Origin of the sequence: Microbacterium sp. MAH-37 (genome assembly GCF_009758255.1) — a bacterium.
GTDB lineage: Bacteria > Actinomycetota > Actinomycetes > Actinomycetales > Microbacteriaceae > Microbacterium.
Window position 1 is genome coordinate 25,182 of the sequence record NZ_WSEN01000007.1, and the last position, 18,958, is coordinate 44,139.

12 protein-coding genes are annotated in these 18,958 nt (G+C 69.8%); 9 read left to right on the top strand and 3 right to left on the bottom strand.

Features of this window, described 5'->3' with window-relative positions:
- Positions 1-6: 6 nt before the first annotated feature.
- The gene (locus tag GON06_RS08220) at positions 7-1,041 is read left to right on the top strand and encodes a TIGR00730 family Rossman fold protein (RefSeq protein WP_157311851.1); all 1,035 of its coding nucleotides are present in this window, start codon (positions 7-9) and stop codon (positions 1,039-1,041) included.
- Positions 1,042-1,047: 6 nt separating this feature from the next.
- Here GON06_RS08220 and GON06_RS08225 read toward each other — a convergent pair whose 3' ends face one another.
- The 3 genes from GON06_RS08225 to GON06_RS08235 all read right to left on the bottom strand — a co-directional run bounded on the left by GON06_RS08225 (position 1,048) and on the right by GON06_RS08235 (position 5,084).
- A complete protein-coding gene (locus GON06_RS08225) occupies positions 1,048-2,148 on the bottom strand; it encodes a glycosyltransferase (RefSeq protein ID WP_157311852.1) in 1,101 nt (366 codons plus the stop codon).
- Positions 2,149-2,265: 117 nt separating this feature from the next.
- The gene (locus tag GON06_RS08230; protein ID WP_157311853.1) at positions 2,266-3,627 is read right to left on the bottom strand and encodes a flavin monoamine oxidase family protein; all 1,362 of its coding nucleotides are present in this window, start codon (positions 3,625-3,627) and stop codon (positions 2,266-2,268) included.
- The gene (locus GON06_RS08235; RefSeq protein ID WP_157311854.1) at positions 3,627-5,084 is read right to left on the bottom strand and encodes an alanine/glycine:cation symporter family protein; all 1,458 of its coding nucleotides are present in this window, start codon (positions 5,082-5,084) and stop codon (positions 3,627-3,629) included. Before GON06_RS08235 ends, GON06_RS08230 begins: the two co-directional genes overlap by 1 nt.
- Positions 5,085-5,261: 177 nt before the next feature.
- On the opposite strand from GON06_RS08235, the gene GON06_RS08240 reads away from it, so the two are divergent.
- The 8 genes from GON06_RS08240 to GON06_RS08275 all read left to right on the top strand — a co-directional run bounded on the left by GON06_RS08240 (position 5,262) and on the right by GON06_RS08275 (position 18,893).
- Entirely contained in the window at positions 5,262-7,316 is a 2,055-nt protein-coding gene (locus GON06_RS08240) for a PhoX family protein (protein WP_157311855.1), read from the top strand.
- A 132-nt stretch (positions 7,317-7,448) separates the two neighbouring features.
- Positions 7,449-8,435, top strand: a complete 987-nt coding sequence (nusA, locus tag GON06_RS08245; protein ID WP_116241427.1) for a transcription termination factor NusA — start codon at positions 7,449-7,451, stop codon at positions 8,433-8,435.
- 40 nt (positions 8,436-8,475) lie between these two features.
- On the top strand, positions 8,476-8,745 hold the full coding sequence (locus GON06_RS08250) for a YlxR family protein (RefSeq protein ID WP_157311856.1): 270 nt from the start codon (positions 8,476-8,478) through the stop codon (positions 8,743-8,745).
- Between the two features lie 94 nt (positions 8,746-8,839).
- Positions 8,840-11,620 carry a translation initiation factor IF-2 gene (gene infB / locus GON06_RS08255; RefSeq protein ID WP_332837289.1) on the top strand — a complete coding sequence of 927 codons (2,781 nt, stop codon included), beginning with the start codon at positions 8,840-8,842 and terminating at the stop codon, positions 11,618-11,620.
- Positions 11,621-11,687: 67 nt separating this feature from the next.
- Entirely contained in the window at positions 11,688-12,119 is a 432-nt protein-coding gene (gene rbfA / locus GON06_RS08260) for a 30S ribosome-binding factor RbfA (RefSeq protein WP_157311857.1), read from the top strand.
- Positions 12,120-12,256: 137 nt separating this feature from the next.
- Positions 12,257-14,224, top strand: coding sequence for a helix-turn-helix transcriptional regulator (locus GON06_RS08265; protein WP_157311858.1), 1,968 nt, complete (start codon positions 12,257-12,259; stop codon positions 14,222-14,224).
- 111 nt (positions 14,225-14,335) lie between these two features.
- The gene (locus GON06_RS08270; RefSeq protein ID WP_157311859.1) at positions 14,336-16,912 is read left to right on the top strand and encodes a glycosyl hydrolase family 18 protein; all 2,577 of its coding nucleotides are present in this window, start codon (positions 14,336-14,338) and stop codon (positions 16,910-16,912) included.
- Between the two features lie 124 nt (positions 16,913-17,036).
- Positions 17,037-18,893, top strand: a complete 1,857-nt coding sequence (locus tag GON06_RS08275) for a glycosyl hydrolase family 18 protein (protein WP_198346658.1) — start codon at positions 17,037-17,039, stop codon at positions 18,891-18,893.
- Positions 18,894-18,958 lie beyond the last annotated feature (65 nt).

The following is an 18,958-nucleotide window of genomic DNA, read 5'->3' on the forward strand; positions in this document are numbered from 1 at the left end:
GGAGGCATGACCGACGTGATCCTTCCCGATGATCTCCGCGCCAGACTGGGGGCGCTGCTCGACGCCGAGGGAGTCACGGGCAACAGGAGTCTCATCACCCGCATCCTGCAGTCGGCGATCGCGCTGGGACAGGACCGCACCGACCGCCTCGATCTGAAGATCGCCTCGGCCGCGCTCAGCGAGATGCGGGACGCGTTCCGCCTGTTCGCGCCGCTGCGCGGCGTGCCGAAGGTCACGATCTTCGGATCCGCCCGCACGACCCAGGCCGATCCGCTCTACGGCCAGGCGCAGAATGTCGCGAGGCTGCTGTCGAAGGACGGCTGGATGGTGGTGACCGGGGCCGGCCCCGGCATCATGCAGGCCGCGGCGGAGGGCGCAGGGCGGGAGATGTCGATCGGGGTCTCGATCCGCCTGCCGTTCGAGGAGAAGGCGAACGCGGTCGTCGCGCAGGACGCGAACCTCGTGTCGATGAAGTACTTCTTCACCCGCAAGCTCATGCTGGTCAAGGAGTCCCGCGGATTCGTCTGCCTGCCGGGCGGATTCGGCACCATGGACGAGATGTTCGAGCTGCTCACCCTGCAGCAGACCGGCAAGGCCGAGCCCGTGCCGATCGTGCTGCTCGACGAGCCGGGCGGCACGTTCTGGCACGGGCTGAAGACCTTCGTCGACGGGAATCTCGCGGCGGGCGGTTACATCTCGGCCGGCGACCTGGACCGTGTGCTGATCACGGACTCGGTCGATGCGGCGACCCGCGAGATCCTCGGCTTCTGGCACAACTACGACTCGCTGCGCTGGGTCGGCGATCAGTTGGTGCTGCGTCTCCACCACGAGCCGACGGACGCCGAGATCGCGGACCTGAACGACCGGTTCGGCGATCTGCTGCTGCGCGGGCGCATCGAGCGCACCGAGGCTCTCGCCCCGGAGCGCGCGGATCACGACGCGGTCGACCTGCCGCGGCTCGTGCTCGTGTTGAACCAGTTCCGGGTGGGCGCGCTGCACAGCCTGATCAGGGCGATCAACACGCTGCCGTCGGCGGGCTGAGCGCCGTCACCGGTCGGCGAGCCGTTCGATCCGGTCCGCCGCCACTGTGGCACCCCGCTGGGCGCGCAGCCGGACGCCGGTCTGTGCGGCGATCGACCGGATGCGCGCATCGGCGAGCAAGCCGGTGATCGTGTCCGCCAGCTCCGGGGCGAGCGCCGAGCGCGGCAGCGTCCTGCCCACGCTCTGCGACTCGACGATCCGGCCGATCAGCGGCTGGTCGGAGCTCGTGTTCATCGGCAGCACGAGCAGCGGCACCCCGTGTGCGAGCGCGGCGAGTGTCGTCGAATGACCGCCGTGCCCGATCATGATCGCCGCATGGGGGAGGAGCTCGGTGTGCGACGATCGCCCCCGCACCTCGACGTTCGGCGGGACCTCACCCTGCAGCGGGGTCTGCGGGGTCGCCCTGGTGACGATCGCCCGCACGGGCAGACGGCCCAGCGCGGTGATCACCCGGCGATACACGTCGTCCTGCTTGCGCTGCCAGACGCTGCTGAGACTCACCAGCACGAGGGGCGGCTCCTGGGCGGGGTGCGGTGCCGGCGGCGCACCGCGCTCGGTGGTCCCCGTCCACTCGAACCCGATCGTGTTCTCCTCGTCGGTCAGCGGGTCGAGGTCGCGATCGGTCAGCAGCAGCCGGGCGTCCGCCGCACCCCACACCGCGATCGGGCTCAGGCCGAACGGCGCGAGAACGGCGTTCGCAGCTCCCTGCGACATGCGTCCGCCCCAGAGCGCTCCGAAGGAGTGGAACAGCACAGCGACGGGCTGGCCGATTCGGGTCGCCTCGCGGATCGACGAGATCATGATGCCGTCGATCACGACGACATCCGGGTGCCGCTGCCCGATCGCCTGCCGCACCTGCCGCGCGACGCCCCGGCTCATGCCCATCCGCGCCATGTCCGTCAGCTGGGCGGCGCCGCTTGTGGCGAGCCCTGGCTGATGCCCGACGAGCGCGGGAAGCGGCACCGGTTCCACACCCGGATGCCGGGGGAGCATGCCGGCGAAGGCGACGCGATGCCCGCGCGCGACGAGCTCGCGCGACACGGCGACCGCAGGCGGCACGTTTCCGCCCGCATCCGCGCCGATGAAGAGAATGTTCAGCGGTGCCACGGGAGTCCCGATCTCGTTCCCCAAGTGGGATGCCCGGCATCCCTCGAAATCCGATGTGATCAGGGTAGACCCGGCGTCGTCGCCCGACAAGCGCCGGCACTGTCGCGCGGACGGGGATCAGGCGGGAGCCGGGCGGCCGGCCGGGGACTCGGCGACCGCGGCGGCGAAGGCCGCCAAGTCGACCGGGCGGCCGAGCACGCGCTCCGCGGCGCGATGCCCCGAGGCGTACGCACCGCCTACCGTGGCGGGCTCGTCGCCCCAGGTGGCCTCGCCGGCGATGTGCAGCACGTCGTCCACCGGACCGGCCAGTGCGTCGTGATCGCGATGCGAGGTGCCCGTCGCCTGATACGAGTAAGACCCGAGCGAGTGCGGATCCTCGCCCCATCGTGTGATCCAGTGCGCGACGGGCTCGGGGACGCCATCGCCGTAGAGTGCGCGCAGCGCGGTGAGCACGTCGGCGACGATCGCGGCATCCGACACCTCCTGCAGATGCCGGCCCAACGGGCCGGCGGCGAAGGTGAGCAGCGTCGGACGCCCGCCTATCGCGGAGACGTCGTACCAGGAGTGCCACAGTTCGCCCGCCTCGCCGAGGGCGCGGATCGCATAGCTGCCCTCGTCCCAGAACCGCTCGGGGAACTGCAGGAAGATCTTGTTGAACACGCCCATGCCGAGCCGGTCGAGCGGCTCGGCGACCTGCTCGGGCAAGGGTGGATCGAAGGCGATCACGCCCGCCTTCAGCACGCCGAGCGGAGCGGTGACGACGACGGATGCCGCGTCGAACGCGCCGTCATCCGTCGTCACCGTCACACCGTCCGTCGTCCGCGAGACGGCGGTGACGGCCTGCGACAGGCGCACGTCCAGCCCTGCCGCGATCCGGTTCGGCAACTCGTCGTACCCGCGCGGGAAGATCACCTCGTCGCCCTCGATCGCGTCCTCGTCCAGCCCGTGCGCATCGAGGTCGCCGATCCATGCGCCGCACTGCTCTTCGACGCGATGCCGGAAGAACTCCCGGATCTCGTCGATCCGCTCCGGCTGGAGGCCGGATCGGTCCAGCACCCGCTCGGTCACGTCGAGGTAGGTGTCGCCGGGGGAGGCGGCGGCGATCTCGTCGAGCACCGCCGCGTCGACGCGGGCGACGTCGTCCACCCACTGCGCGCTCGCTGCAGCATCCATCCGGCGCCCTGCGCCGTCGAAGTCCTCGATCGGCCGGCCACCGGCCTGGAAGCTGCCGACCGTGAACTCGATCGTCGGCACTCCGAGCGCCTGGGCGAGCGCCCACAGCGGGGAGTCCGCGATCCCGTGGATCCAGGATGCGCCGAGGTCGACGGGGAAGCCTGCAGAGCGGTCGGTGTTCATCCGGCCGCCGATCCGGTCCCTCGCCTCCAGCACCAGGACGCGCTGTCCGGCGTCCTGCAGCATCCGGGCGCACGTGGTGCCGGCCATGCCGGCGCCGACGACGATCGTGTCGTACCGGTCCATCAGCGCCTCCGGATCTCGATCGGGCCGGTGACCGACTCGGAGTCCTCCCAGACGCTGATACCGGAGATGTCCGGCATCCGATCCCTGGTGAAGATCGGGTCGAAGCCTTCCCTGCGCTGCTGGGAGTAGTCCTTCAGCAGCCGGAACGCGACGCCCGAGAGCAGCGCGATCGCGATCAGGTTCACCAGCGCCATGATGCCCATCGCGCCGTCGGCGAAGTTCCACACCACGTCGGCGGAGACCACCGAACCGACGAACACCGCGACGATCGCGACGATCCGGTATCCGGTCAGGGTGCCGCGATGCGTGGTGATGAACTCGATGTTCGACTCGCCGTAGTAGTAGTTGCCCAGTACGGAGCTGAACGCGAGCAGGAAGATGATGACGCTCAGCGCGATGTTCGACCAGTCGCCGAGCGTGCTCACCAGCGCTCCCTGGGTGAGGTCGATGCCGCGCGTGGCGCCGGCGAGATCGGGCACGGAGACGAGGATGATGAACGCGGTGATCGAGCAGACCAGGAACGTGTCGAAGTAGACGCCGAGCGTCTGCACCAGGCCCTGCTTCACCGGATGCGTGACGGCAGCCGTCGCACCGGCGTTCGGGGCAGAGCCGAGGCCGGCCTCGTTCGAGAACATCCCGCGCTTCACGCCCTGCAGCACGACATACCCGAAGGCGGCACCGACGATCTCGTTGGGGCCGAACGCCTGGCCGAAGATCGCCCCGAACACGTACGGGATGCGGTCCCAGTGCAGAGCCACGACGATCAGGCCGAGCAGCAGATAGCCGAGCGCCATAAGCGGCACGAGCATCTGCGTGACCGAGGCGATTCGCCGCACGCCACCGAACACGACCAGCGCCATCAGCACGGCCAGCGCGATGCCAGTCACCCACGGCAGCCAAGCCGGGGCGGAGTCGCCCAGGCTGCCGGCGAGCGTCGCCTGAATCGTGTTGGCCTGCAGCGAGCTGAACGCGATCGGGAAGCACACGATCAGCACCACGGCGAACAGCACGCCCATCCACCGCGCCTTCAGGCCGTGCTGCATGTAGTACGCGGGCCCGCCGCGGAAGCCGTCCGCGTCGCGGACCTTGAACAGCTGGGCCAGCGATGACTCGATGAAGCTGGACGCACCGCCGATGAACGCCATCAGCCACATCCAGAACACCGCGCCCGGCCCGCCGATCGCGATGGCGGTGCCGACCCCTGCGATGTTGCCGACGCCGACGCGGGATGCCGCGGAGATGGTGAAGGCCTGGAACGCCGAGACCGACTGCGGCTCGCCGTCGGCGTTGCGCGGAGTGCGATCGGTGAGGGTGCGGAACATCTCCGGGATCATCCGGAACTGCACGACGCCGGAGCGGAGGGTGAAGTACAGGCCGAGCAGAACCACGATCGGCAGCACCAGCCACGTCCAGAAGTTGTCGCCCCACGTCAGCAGCCAGTCGTTGATCGCATCCATGTCCGCCAGTATCCGGGGCGGAGACCGCACTCGTCCAGCGGCGCGCGGGGCACGCGCCGTGGAAATGCCGGGGTGGGGCGACGGCCTTCGCACACGGAGTTCAGGTCGAGTTCACGTGCGCGTCATCCCATGGGGCCACCATGTCCGGCGACCGCACCCCGATGAGGAGGATCCCCCATGTCCCTGGCTCAGAACATCCGACGCAGCCTGCCGATGGCCGATCACGCGAAGGGCAAGCGCTCCGCGGTGACCTGCCAGCTGAAGTGCGCGAACGCGTGCCTGGGCCCGGAGTGCAACACCTCGGCGAACGAGGACTTCCGGTCGATCGCCTCCGCGGTCTTCTCACGGCGCGCGCTGTTCGGCCTCGGCGCGGCGGCGGCCGTCGCGGTCGCCGTCGGCGTGGGGCGCGAGACCCCGGCATCCGCGGCGACGGGGACCACGGCATCCGGACCAGGCGCCTCCTTCGCGCGCCCCGGTCGCGCCGGACTCGCCTTCGGCGCGATCGCGCCTGTCGACGCCGAGGTCGACGCGTTCACCGTGCCGGCGGGGTACACCTGGTCGCCGATCATCCGCTGGGGCGACCCGCTGTTCTCCCGTACACCGGCCTTCGACATCATGGGTCAGACGCCGAAGGCGCAGGCGGAGCAGTTCGGGTACAACAGCGACTACCTCGACATCGTGCCCGACCCCTCAGGGAAGACCGGCGTGCTCGTGAACAACCACGAGTACGTCAACCCCGACCTCATGTTCCCGCCGACCGCGGATGCGGCGGAGCTGCGCCGCCGCGGCGACATTTACAAGGCCGCGCAGGGAATGTCGGTCGTCGAGATCCGGCGCAAGGCGGTGGGCGACCCGTGGACCTACGTCGTCGACGGTCGCCGCAACCGCCGCATCACCGTCGAGACCGTGTTCGAGCTGACCGGACCTGCGGCGGGCTCCGAACTGGTGAAGACCGCCGCTGATCCCGAAGGACGCTGGGTGCGCGGCACGCTCGGCAACTGCGCCGGCGGCACGACGCCGTGGGGCACGATCCTCTCCGGCGAGGAGAACTTCAACGGCTACTTCGCCTGGGCCGCCGACACGGCCGAGCAGAAGCGCTACAGCGCCTCCTCGACGACGAGCACGTCGACCGGCTGGGAGTCGTACGACTCGCGCTTCGACGCGCACGATGCGGACTACGTGAACGAGCCCAACCGCTTCGGGTACATCGTCGAGATCGACCCTCAGGATCCGACCTCCACGCCGCGCAAGCACACCGCCCTCGGCCGGTTCAAGCACGAGGGCGCCAACATCCATGTGGCCGACGACGGCCGCGTGGTCGCGTACATGGGCGATGACGAGCGCAACGACTACCTGTACAAGTTCGTCTCCAAGAACCGCATCTCCGGCTCGCGGCGGAAGAACATGACCCTCCTCACAGAGGGTGACCTGTTCGTCGCGAAGTTCAGCGGCAACTCGCCGGCTGCGGAGATCACCGGCACCGGCGCCCTGCCCTCCGACGGTGCGTTCGACGGCACCGGCACGTGGATTCCGCTGACCAGGAACGGCGCGAGCGCGGTGCCCGGTTTCACGCTCGAGCAGGTGCTCGTCTACACGAGGCTCGCAGCGGACGCCGTCGGCGCGACCAAGATGGACCGTCCGGAGGACGTGGAGCCGAACCCGGTGACCGGCAAGGTCTACGTCGCGCTCACGAACAACTCCCGGCGCGCGGCCGTCGACGAGACCAACCCGGTCACGGGCAACCGCTACGGTCACGTCGTCGAGCTCACCGAGACGGCGGGGCACTCCGGGACCATTTTCGGCTGGAGCATCCTGATGCTCTGCGGCGACCCGAACTCGTTCGGGAACGCCTACTTCGCCGGCTTCCCGAAGGAACTCGTCTCGCCGATCTCCTGCCCCGACAACGTCGCGTTCGACTCGGAGGGGAATCTCTGGATCTCGACCGACGGTGCGCCCAGCACGATCGGCTACGGCGACGGCCTGTTCAAAGTGCCGCTGACAGGCGCCGAGCGCGGTCACGTGCAGCAGTTCCTCTCCGTCCCGCGGGACGCCGAGACCTGTGGTCCCGTCATCCACGACCGCGAGGGTCTGGTCTTCGTCGCGGTGCAGCACCCGGGGGAGGACGGCACCTTCGCCGCGCCCCGTTCGCTGTTCCCCGACTACGGCTCCAGCGCTCCCGGTGATGTCTCCACCGCGCCGCGGCCGTCGGTCGTGCAGGTGCACAGGGCCTGACCCGGTTCACGCACCTCTCGATGCCCGTGCCGCCCATCCGGTGGCGCGGGCGTCGTGCTGCGGGCATCGGGTATTCTGGTCGGATGCCCGCGGCGAACCTGACCGCGGTGAGAGCTTAATAGGGAGGCCGTCATGGACATCGAACTCGGACTGCTGCGCGGTATCGAGAAGGAGAAGGCGATCCCCTTCGATGAACTCGTCGAGATCATCGAACAGGCGATCCTGACGGCCTACCTCAAGAACGCGTCCTCGGAAGGCGAGGAGACCACCGAGGGCGTGCGCGTGCACCTCGACCGCAAGAGCGGTCACGTCGCCGTGCTGCAGCCGGTGCTCGACGAGGAGGGCGCGGTCATCGGCGAGGAGGAGACCACGCCGGACGACTTCGGCCGCATCGCCGCCTTCGCCGCCAAGCAGGTCATCAGCCAGCGGCTGCGCGACATCGCCGACGACGCCGTGCTCGGCGAGTTCCGCGGCAAGGAGGGCGACATCGTCGCCGGTGTCATCCAGCAGGGCCCGAACCCGCGGATGATCCACGTCGACCTCGGCTCGGTCGAGGGCATCCTGCCCCCCGAGGAGCAGGTCCCCGGCGAGGAGTACACGCACGGCTCGCGTCTGCGCGTCTACGTCACCAGCGTGTCCAAGGGCGCGAAGGGTCCGCAGATCACCGTGTCGCGCACCCACCCCGGGCTGGTCCGAAAGCTGTTCGCGCTCGAGGTCCCCGAGATCGCCGCAGGCCTGGTCGAGATCGTCTCGCTCGCCCGCGAGGCCGGTCACCGCACCAAGATCGCCGTGAAGGCCAACGACCCGTCGATCAACGCGAAGGGCGCCTGCATCGGCGAACTCGGACGCCGTGTGCGCGCCGTCACCGAGGAGCTCTCCGGTGAGAAGATCGACATCGTCGACCACAACCCCGACCTCGCGACGTTCGTCGCCAATGCGCTCTCGCCTGCGAAGGTCACCAGCGCCTTCGTGCTGGATGCCGGCACCAAGGCCGTGCGCGCACTGGTTCCCGACTACCAGCTGTCGCTCGCGATCGGCAAGGAAGGGCAGAACGCCCGCCTCGCCGCCAAGCTGACCGGGGCGAAGATCGACATCCAGCCCGACAGCGTCATGGACTGACCCGGCGCGGGGGAACGGACACCCGAGGCCGAGGTGTAGGATGGAACCTGTACGAACGTGTGTCGGTTGCCGCGAACGTGCCTCTCGATCCGCCCTGATCAGGGTGGTTGCCCGGAATGGTGAACTCGTCCTCGACGAGCGCGCCGTGCTGAGCGGGAGGGGAGCGTGGCTGCATCCGACGCGGGAATGCATGGATGCCGCGCAGCGGCGCCGTGCTTTCGCACGAGCACTGCGTGTGTCCGGATCTCTGGAGCTCTCCGAGACGGACGCGCAGACCATCGAAAGACACCGCCAGAGAAACAAAGGCTGAACGGCTATGGAAACAAAGTGAACGGCTCGAAATGAGACCCGTCCGCGACTGATGGTCTGCCCTGCCTGGGCGGACCGACCCAGACAGGAGAATTGTGGCTGCCAAACCACGTGTGCACGAGATCGCCGCTGAACTCGGCGTCGACAGCAAGTTCGCTCTCGCGAAGCTCAAGGAGCTCGGCGAGTTCGTGAAGAGCCCGTCCTCGACCATCGAACCGCCGGTGGCGCGCAAGCTGCGCGCGGCGATCGAGGCCGACCCGACCGCGAAGCCGGTCGAGGCAGGGCCCGAGACGAAGAGCGCCCCGAAGCCCGCGGCTCCGGGTGCGAGCAGCGCCCCGAAGCCGGGACCGAAGCCCGGTCCCGCGAAGCCGGCAGCGCCCGCCAAGCCTGTTGACGAGGCTCCGGCGCCGGCTGCGGAGAAGACCACTGCCGAGAAGCCGGCTGCGGCCGCGGCTCCGGCATCCGACGCGCCCAAGCCGGGCGGCAGCGCACCCAAGCCGGGTGGCGCGCCGAAGCCGGGTGGCGCCCCGAAGCCGGGCGCGCCGCGCCCCGGCAACAACCCGTTCTCGTCCTCGCAGGGTATGGGTCAGCGCCCCGCAGGCCCCCGCCCCGGCAACAACCCATTCGCCTCGGCGCAGGGTATGGGCCAGCGTCCGACCCCGGGCAACATCCCGCGTCCCCAGGCGCCGCGTCCGGGTTCCCCGCGCGTCGGCGGTCCCCGTCCGGCGGGCGCCGGTCGTCCGGGTGGCGCACGTGGTGGCCAGGGCGGTCGTCCCGGTGCACCGTTCCAGCAGCGCTCCGGCGGTCCGGGTCGTCCCGGCGGTCCCGGTGCAGGTGCCGGTGCGGGCGGCGGCTTCCAGCGTCCGGGCGGCGGCTTCGCCGGTCGTCCCGGCGGTGGTGGCGGTCGTGGCCGCGGACCCGGCGGCGGTACCGCGGGTGCGTTCGGCAAGGGCGGCGGCAAGAGCAAGCAGCGAAAGTCGCGGCGGGCGAAGCGGCAAGAGTTCGAGATGCGGTCGGCGCCGGTCGTCGGCGGCGTCAACGTCCAGAAGGGCAACGGCGAGATCATCCGCCTGCGCCGCGGTGCATCTATCGCCGACTTCGCGGACAAGCTCGAGGCCCTGAGGGGTTACACCGTCCAGCCCGGCACGCTCGTCACCATCCTGTTCAACCTGGGTGAGATGGCGACCGCGACCGAGTCGCTCGACGAGGCCACCTTCGAGGTGCTCGGCGAGGAGCTCGGCTACAAGGTGCAGATCGTGTCCCCCGAGGACGAGGACAAGGAGCTCCTGGAGGGCTTCGGTCTCGACCTCGAGGCCGAGCTGGAGGCCGAGAGCGAGGACGACCTCGAGATCCGTCCTCCGGTGGTCACCGTCATGGGCCACGTCGACCACGGTAAGACCCGACTGCTCGACGCGATCCGTCAGACCAACGTCATCGAGGGTGAGGCCGGCGGCATCACCCAGCACATCGGTGCGTACCAGATCTGGACCGAGCACGAGGGCAACGAGCGCGCGATCACCTTCATCGACACCCCGGGTCACGAGGCGTTCACCGCCATGCGTGCCCGCGGTGCGCAGGTGACCGACATCGCGATCCTCGTGGTCGCCGCCGACGACGGCATCATGCCGCAGACGGTGGAGGCGCTGAACCACGCCCAGGCGGCGGACGTGCCGATCGTGGTCGCGGTGAACAAGGTCGACAAGCCCGAGGCCAACCCGGCCAAGGTGCGCCAGCAGCTGACCGAGTACGGTCTGGTCGCCGAGGAGTACGGCGGGGACGTCATGTTCGTGGATGTGTCGGCTCGTGCCGGCACCGGCATCCAGGAGCTGCTCGACGCCGTGCTGCTGACCGCCGACGCGGGTCTGGACCTGACGGCGAACCCGAACAAGGCCGCCCGCGGTGTCGCCATCGAGGCGAAGCTCGACAAGGGTCGCGGTTCGGTCGCCACGGTGCTGATCCAGTCCGGAACGCTGCACGTCGGCGATGCGATCGTCGCGGGCACCGCCTACGGCCGCGTCCGCGCGATGCTCGACGAGAACGGCGACCCGGTCGAGGCCGCAGCGCCGTCGCGTCCGGTGCAGGTGCAGGGTCTGAACTCGGTGCCGCGTGCCGGTGACGTGTTCATCGTCACCGACGAGGACCGCATGGCTCGCCAGATCGCTGAGAAGCGCGAGGCCGTCGAGCGCAACGCGCAGCTGGCGAAGGCCCGCAAGCGCATCTCGCTCGAGGACTTCACCCGCGCTCTCGAAGAGGGCAAGGTCGAAACGCTCAACCTCATCATCAAGGGCGACGTGTCCGGTGCCGTCGAGGCGCTGGAGGAGTCCCTCCTCAAGATCGAGGTCGACGACTCGGTGCAGCTGCGGATCATCCACCGCGGTGTCGGCGCCATCACGGAGTCGGATGTGAACCTGGCGACGATCGACAACGCGATCGTCATCGGCTTCAACGTCCGCCCCGACGCGAAGGCCCGCGAGGCGGCGTCCCGCGAGGGCGTGGACATCCGGTTCTACTCGGTGATCTACAACGCCATCGACGAGATCGAGAGCTCGCTCAAGGGCATGCTCAAGCCGGAGTTCGAAGAGGTCCAGTCGGGTGTCGCCGAGATCCGCGAGGTGTTCCGCTCCTCGAAGTTCGGCAACATCGCGGGTGTCATCGTCCGCTCGGGCACGATCACGCGCAACGCCAAGGCGCGCGTCATCCGCGACGGCGTCGTCATCGCCGATGGCCTGGCCATCGAGTCGCTGCGTCGCTTCAAGGACGACGTCACCGAGGTGCGCACCGACTTCGAGGCCGGTATCGGCCTCGGCAAGTACAACGACATCCAGATCGGCGACGAGATCGAGACCACCGAGATGGTCGAGAAGCCGCGCGGCTGATCGAATCCGTACGATGTGAGGGGCGCCTGCGGGCGCCCCTCATTCGTCACACAGGGGAGTAGAGAACATGGCTGGCGAACGACAGGCACGGCTCGCGGACCGCATCCGCGTCATCCTCGCCGAGAGGCTGGAGAAGGGGCTGCGCGACCCGCGCCTCGGCTTCGTGACGATCACGGACGTGCGCGTCTCGGGAGATCTCCAGCACGCCTCGGTGTTCTACACGGTGCTCGGCACCGAGGAGGAGCGTGTCGCCAGCGGCGCCGCGCTGACCTCGGCGACCGGCATGCTCCGCAGCGAGGTGGGACGTCAGCTCAGCACCCGTCTGGTGCCGACGCTGGAGTTCATCCCCGATGCACTGCCGGAGACCGCGGACCACATCGGCGCACTGCTGCGCCAGGCGCAGGAGCGCGATGCCGAGGTGGCCAGGCTCGCGTCCACCGCCACGCACGCCGGCGAGGCCGACCCGTACCGGACCGATGACGAGGACGACGCGTCGTAACACGCGGCATACCGGATACCACCGGGCCATGCGATTAGTTTGTAATCGGTGCTAACATTTTGCCCACGCGATCAGCGTTGTGATCGGAGGGCGATGTGGCCACGGTTTTCGCAGTACCCAGGAACGTCCGCGGATCGATGGCGGCGGCGCTTCCGACGCTGAATCGAACGATCGCGCCGCATGTGCACGCGCGGCTCGTCGCGACCTGCTGCGGGGACGAGGCGATCGCTGCCGAGATCGCGGACGCCCTCACTCCGGAGCAACTCACCGGCCTCAGCGCACTGCCCGACCCGCTGCCTCTCGTCCCAGGCATCCGATCCCTGGTCGGAGCGGCGCTGGGGCCGTCCGACCTGCGGATCCTGCTGATCGCTGCCGTCTGCGTCGACGATCGCGTCGACGTGCTGCTCGAGGCCGGCGGCACGACGATGGCGCTGCTGATGGGCTCGGCCGCCAGTTCCGTCCTCTCGCTGGTCGCCGGCCGGTTCTGGTACGCGGATCCGCGCGTGCGGATCCATGTGCACGAGTCGGCCGGCCTCGCCGCGCGCACTGCCGTGCACCGCGCCCTGCAATCGGTGTACGAGGCACGCGGCGAAGAGGAGCGTGCGCTGTGGCATCGTGCGCTCGGCTGCATGCAGGGCGACGGCGAGCTCACGCGGCCGCTGCTGCAGCTGTCCGCCCGGGCGCTGGACGCCGGTCAGGCCGACCGGGCGTACGCGATCGCCCGCGAGGCGGCGAGCCATGCGGATGCCCCGGACGTGGATGCCGCCCGCATCGCGGCCGGACGCGCGGCGCTGAGCGGCGGCTGGCTCGATGATGCAGTGGCCTGGCTGACCCCGGTCATGGCCGGGGCCCACCCGGACGCATCCGCGGCGCGCGCGCTGTCGATCGCGACGATGCTGCGCTACGGAGCCGCACCCTCGGTGGTCGAGGACGAGCGGGATGCGGTCGACCGCGACCTTCTCGCCGGAATCTGGTCGGGCGTCGACGTCTCGCCGGCCGAGGATGTCGACCCGATCGAGGCGCCGCTGCGCGCCGCCCTGCGAGCCGCGCTCGGAGGCGACGTCGCGGAGGGACTCCGGATCCTCGCCGTCGCCACGGCGCCGCAGCCCGCGAATGCGGATGCCAGTGCGCTCGGCGTCGCGCACAGCCCCCTGCTGCGCGCGCATCGCGAGGTGCTGGCGGCGCTGCTGCGCACCTGGGAGGGTGAGCTCGGCGAAGCCCGCGCCGCACTGCAGCGCGCGGCGTCCGCGGTGCCCCTTGCGCTGCCGTTCTGCGGGCTCGCCATCCGTCTCGCGCGGCGGCTGGAGCTGGCCTGCGACGGCCGCAGCGGCGAGCTCTCGGCAGCCCTCGAGGCCGTTTCGCCCCTGCCGCGCGTGCAGGCGCGCCCGGTGGAGCGGGCGATCGCCGCCTACCTCTCCGGACGCAGCGACGAGGCATCCGTGCACCTGCGCATCTGGGCCGAGCGGACGCCGCAGGGGATCGGGATCGGGCTGCCTGGCATCGACGAGGTCGGCCCGCTGGAGGTGCCGGCGCAGGTCCAGCCGCCGGATGCCGCTCACGCCGGCGCCCTGCGCCGGCAGATCCGCGCCGTCGGGGTCGGTGCCTCAGGCACGGTGCTGGACGACCTCGCCGAGGAGGCGCGATCGATCCGCTCGCCGTTCGAGCGGGGCAGGACCGAAGCGCTGCTGGGCATCACCTTCCTGACCAGAGGCGACGCCGCCTCCGCGACGCGGCACCTGCAGGCAGCCATCGGCATGCTCTCCGATGCGGGAGCCGACGCGTGGCGCTGCGCGGTGGAGGCACGGCTCGCCAGGCTGGGGGAGCTGCCCGTCATCGACGTGCGCACCCCGACCACGCCGATCCAGATCTGCGCGAGCGATCCGCTCGGCGTGTGCCGTTCGGCGTGGCAGCCGATGCTGACCGCGCGCGAACTGGAGATCGCCATGCTCATTGCCGAGGGGGCGAGCAACCGCGACATCGCGGAGCGGCTGCACCTGTCCGTGCGCACGGTCGAGGTCCATGCCGGCCGGGTGTTCCGCAAGTTCGACGTGCGCAGCCGAGGCGAGCTGACTGCTCTCGCGCATCGGACCAACCAGCACGGCTGACGGTTCCTCCGGGGTATGTGGAAACCACGGATGTGGAGCTCCTGCCCGCGCCGATAGCGTCGGGCCAGCCCGGATCCCGGGCCTGCTGTCCGTTCGGAGAACAGGAGCCCCATGCACACACGTCGATCCTCGTTCCGGCTGCGCGCCGGAGCGGTCATCAGCGCCGCGGTGGTGATCGCGGGCTTCGCGGTCGCCTCGAACGCGGTCGCCACCGCTGCGGAACCCTGTCAGACGCCGTGGGCGGCCGCCACTGCCTACACCGGCGGCACCCAGGTGTCGTACAGCGGCGCGAACTACCGGGCGAAGTGGTGGACGCAGGGCGAGACCCCCGGCGCCGGAGCCTGGGGCGCCTGGGAGAGCCTCGGCGCCTGCGGCGGCTCGACTCCGGACCCGGAGCCGACACCCACGCCCGATCCGACCCACACACCGGACCCCACTCCCACCCCCGACCCGACTCCGACGACGGAGCCGGGCACCCCGTGGACGTCGAACCCCGATGAGAAGTGCCGCCCGGACGGCCTGTACCAGACGCCCGGTGTCGACGTCCCGTACTGCACGGTGTACGACCAGGCCGGGCGCGAGAAGCTCCCGAACGGCCTCGAGAACCGCGTGATCGGCTACTTCACCAGCTGGCGCACGGGCAAGAACGGGCAGCCGAGCTACCTGGCATCCGACATCCCCTGGACGAAGCTCAGCCACATCAACTACGCCTTCGCGCACATCGGTGGCGACGGCAAGGTGTCGGTGAACCAGGATGCGGCCGGCAACCCCGCCACGGACATGACCTGGCCCGGCCAGGCAGATGCCGAGATGGATCCGGCGTACTCGTACACCGGTCACTTCAACCTGCTGAACAAGTACAAGAAGCAGAATCCGGGCGTGAAGGCGCTGGTGTCGGTGGGCGGCTGGGCCGAGACCGGCGGTCACTTCGACGCCGACGGCAACCGCGTCGCCGACGGCGGCTTCTACACGCTGACCGACTCGCAGGCGAAGATCGACGCCTTCGCCGACTCCGCCGTGCAGTTCATCCGCACCTACGGCTTCGACGGGGTCGACATCGACTACGAATACGCCAACAGCAACGGCAAGGCCGGAAGCCCCGACGACTTCGCGTTCTCGGAGCCGCGTCGTGCGAAGCTCTGGGCCGGCTACCAGTCGCTCATGAAGACGCTCCGCGAGAAGCTCGACCGCGCAGCGGCCGTTGACGGCAAGCACTACATGCTGACCGTCGCCGCACCGGCATCCGGCTGGCTGCTGCGCGGCGCGGAGGCGCACCAGATCCTGCAGTACCTCGACTACGTGAACATCATGAGCTACGACCTGCACGGGTCCTGGAACGACTACGTGGGCGGCAACGGCGCGCTGTACGACGACGGCAAGGACCCCGAACTGGCAGCCGGCGGCGTCTACAACGCGTACAGCAACATCGGCTATCTCAACACCGACTGGGCGTACCACTACTTCCGCGGCGCCATGCCGGCCGGCCGGATCAACGTGGGCGTGCCGTTCTACACCCGTGGCTGGGACGGCGTGCAGGGCGGAACCGACGGACTGTACGGCTCGGCACCGCTCGCCGACCAGACGAAGTGCCCCGCAGGAACCGGTCCGTCGCTCGGCGGCACCTCCGAGTGCGGTGCGGGCGCCGTGGGCATCAACAACCTGTGGCACGACCTCGACAAGTCCGGCGGCGAGGTCGGCGCGGGCGCGAACCCGATCTGGCACGTGCTGAATCTCGAGAAGGGCGTGGTCGGCGACTACGCCGCCTCGTACGGAGCGCCGACGACGATCACCGGCACCTACACCCGCCACTTCGACCAGACCACGAAGGTGGAGTGGTGGTGGAACGCGCAGACGAGGACGTTCCTCTCCGGTGACGCGGATCAGGCGATCGCGGCCAAGGCCGACTACGTCGCTGACAACGGCATCGGCGGAGTGATGATCTGGGAGCTGGCCGGTGACTACGGCTACAACCAGGCCAAGGGCCAGTACGAGATGGGCGAGACGCTGATCGACATCATCCACGATCGCCTCGCGGCGTCGACGCCGTACGGTGCGACGAAGGCGAACGTCGCGATGCCGACCAAGGCCCTCGACCTGCGGGTCGGGTACAGCGACTTCGCGCTCGGCGACAACAACTATCCGATCAATCCCAAGGTGACCTTCACCAACAACGGCAAGACCGCCATCCCGGCGGGCGCGACGATCACGTTCGACACCGGCACCAGCGACACCGGCGCCATGGGAGAGCAGAACGGATGGGGGCTGACCAAGGTCTCCAGCGACCACACCGGCAGCAACGTCGGCGGTCTGAAGGGCGACTTCCACACGTACTCGCTGAAGGTGCCCGCGGGCGGCATCCCGGCGGGCGGCTCGGCATGGACGAAGCTCAGCTGGCGACTGCCGATGGCGCAGATCTCGAACCTGCGCGTGACGATCGGCGCCGAGACCTATTCGACGCTGCACGACCTGACGCGCGGTGCGACCCTCGTCGAGCCGAGCAGCGGAACCGGCGGGGGATCGGACGGCGGCGGCACCGGCACCTGCACTGCGCCGGCCTGGAGTGCCACCTCGGTCTATACCGGCGGCCAGAAGGTCGGCTACGACGGCTCCGAGTACACCGCCAAGTGGTGGACGCAGGGCGACAAGCCCGGCACCGCCTCGGTCTGGGGCGACGGCGTCCGCTGCTGAGACGGCGTCACCCGCTGAGTCCCCGGGCGGCGCGATCCCTCCTCGCGCCGCCCTGAACAGCCGTCCCGCACATCGCGGGGCGAACCGCGGATGCCCGGCATCCGCCGAAACAGGAAGAGAAGGTATGAAGAAGACCAGATCACCCCGGCGCGGCATCGTCGCAGCGCTCGCGGGCGTAGCGGCCGCAGCGACGCTGGCCGCGGCCTTCGCGGTGCCGGCTGCAGCGGCCACACCCGCCGAGACCACATCGGCGAGCGAGACCGGCAACGTCAACGGCTACCGCAACGTCGGCTACTTCGCCCAGTGGGGCGTGTACGGCCGCAACTTCAAAGTGAAGCAGCTCGACACCTCCGGCGCCGCCGACGACCTCACCCACATCAACTACTCGTTCGGCAACATCCACTATCAGACGTTGAAGTGCTTCATCGCGAACAAGGCGCAGGGCGAGGGGCCGAACGGCTCCGACGGCGCCGGGGACGCCTGGGCCGACTTCGGCATGAGCTACGACGCCGCCTCGTCGGTCTCCGGCAAGGCCGACACCTGGGACCAGCCGCTCGCGGGCTCGTTCAATCAGCTCAAGCAGCTCAAGGCGAAGCATCCGAACCTCAAGGTTATGATCTCGCTCGGCGGGTGGACCTGGTCGAAGAACTTCTCCAAGGCCGCGGCGACGGATGCATCGCGCAAGGCGCTGGTGTCCAGCTGCATCGACCTGTACATCAAGGGCAACCTGCCGGTGATCGACGGGCGCGGTGGCGCGGGTGCCGCGGCGGGCGTGTTCGACGGCATCGACATCGACTGGGAGTGGCCGGGCAGCCAGAACGGCAACGTCGGGAACTACGTCGACGAGGTGAACGACAAGGCGAACTTCAAGGCGCTGCTGAAGGAGTTCCGCACCCAGCTCGACGCCTACGGCGCCACCAGCGGCAAGAAGTACCTGTTGTCGGCATTCCTGCCGGCCAACCCCTCGGACATCACCGCGGGCGGCTGGAACGATCCGGAGAACTTCCAGGCGCTCGACTACGGCAACGTACAGGGCTACGACCTGCACGGCGCATGGGACCCGGCGCTGACCGGGCACCAGGCGAACCTCTTCGACGATCCGAAGGACACTCGCGCGGAGAACCGCCGGTTCAGTGCCGACAAGGCCGTGCAGATGTACCTGAAGGCCGGTATCGACCCGAAGCAGCTCGGCCTGGGCATGGCCGCCTACGGCCGCGGCTGGAAGGGCGTCGCCTCCGCTGAGCCGTGGAACACGGCGACCGGCGCCGCCCCCGGCACGTGGGAGGCCGGCAACGAGGACTACGACAAGCTGAAGACCCTCGGCACGGAGTACTACGACGCCGCGACCGCCTCGGCCTGGCGCTACAACGGCGACCAGTGGTGGAGCTACGACAACACGCAGTCCATCGAGCGCAAGGCGCAGTACGTGCTCGACCTCGGCCTCGGCGGAGGCATGTTCTGGGAGCTCGACGGCGACCGCAACGGCGAGCTGATCGGCGCCTACGCCGACAAGCTGCGCACCGGCACGCCCGGCGACGGCGACACCCCCGGCAACGGCGGCACGGATCCCGGCACCGACCCCGGCACCGACCCCGGCACGGACCCGGGAACCGGCGAGTGCGCGGCTGCGGCCTGGTCCGCCACCGCCGTCTATACCGGCGGTGCGAAGGTGAGCTTCGAGGGCGCCGAGTACACCGCGAAGTGGTGGACGCAGGGGGACAGTCCCGGCAGCAACGCCGTATGGGAGAAGGTCGGCAGCTGCACCACCGATCCCGGCACCGACCCGGGAACCGATCCCGGCACGGATCCCGGCACCGACCCCGGCACGTGCGCCGCGGCATGGAGCGCCGGAACCGCGTACCCCGGCGGCTCGACCGTGAGCCACCAGGGGTCCGAATACAAGGCGAAGTGGTGGACGCAGGGCGAGACCCCCGGCGCATCCCCGTGGGGTGCGTGGGAGCTCGTCGCCGCCTGCAGCTGATTCGCATCGCCTGACGCCGCGCAGCGGCGTGCGGACGCCCCGGGGATTCGGGTTCCCCGGGGCAT

Bases quoted from the DNA above. Each gene is read 5' to 3' on its own strand.
- GON06_RS08220 (WP_157311851.1), top strand. From the start codon at position 7: ATGACCGACGTGATCCTTCCCGATGATCTCCGCGCCAGACTGGGGGCG.
- GON06_RS08230 (WP_157311853.1), bottom strand. From the start codon at position 3,627: ATGGACCGGTACGACACGATCGTCGTCGGCGCCGGCATGGCCGGCACC.
- GON06_RS08235 (WP_157311854.1), bottom strand. From the start codon at position 5,084: ATGGATGCGATCAACGACTGGCTGCTGACGTGGGGCGACAACTTCTGG.
- GON06_RS08240 (WP_157311855.1), top strand. From the start codon at position 5,262: ATGTCCCTGGCTCAGAACATCCGACGCAGCCTGCCGATGGCCGATCAC.
- nusA (WP_116241427.1), top strand. From the start codon at position 7,449: ATGGACATCGAACTCGGACTGCTGCGCGGTATCGAGAAGGAGAAGGCG.
- GON06_RS08250 (WP_157311856.1), top strand. From the start codon at position 8,476: ATGGAACCTGTACGAACGTGTGTCGGTTGCCGCGAACGTGCCTCTCGA.
- rbfA (WP_157311857.1), top strand. From the start codon at position 11,688: ATGGCTGGCGAACGACAGGCACGGCTCGCGGACCGCATCCGCGTCATC.
- GON06_RS08265 (WP_157311858.1), top strand. From the start codon at position 12,257: ATGGCGGCGGCGCTTCCGACGCTGAATCGAACGATCGCGCCGCATGTG.
- GON06_RS08270 (WP_157311859.1), top strand. From the start codon at position 14,336: ATGCACACACGTCGATCCTCGTTCCGGCTGCGCGCCGGAGCGGTCATC.
- GON06_RS08275 (WP_198346658.1), top strand. From the start codon at position 17,037: ATGAAGAAGACCAGATCACCCCGGCGCGGCATCGTCGCAGCGCTCGCG.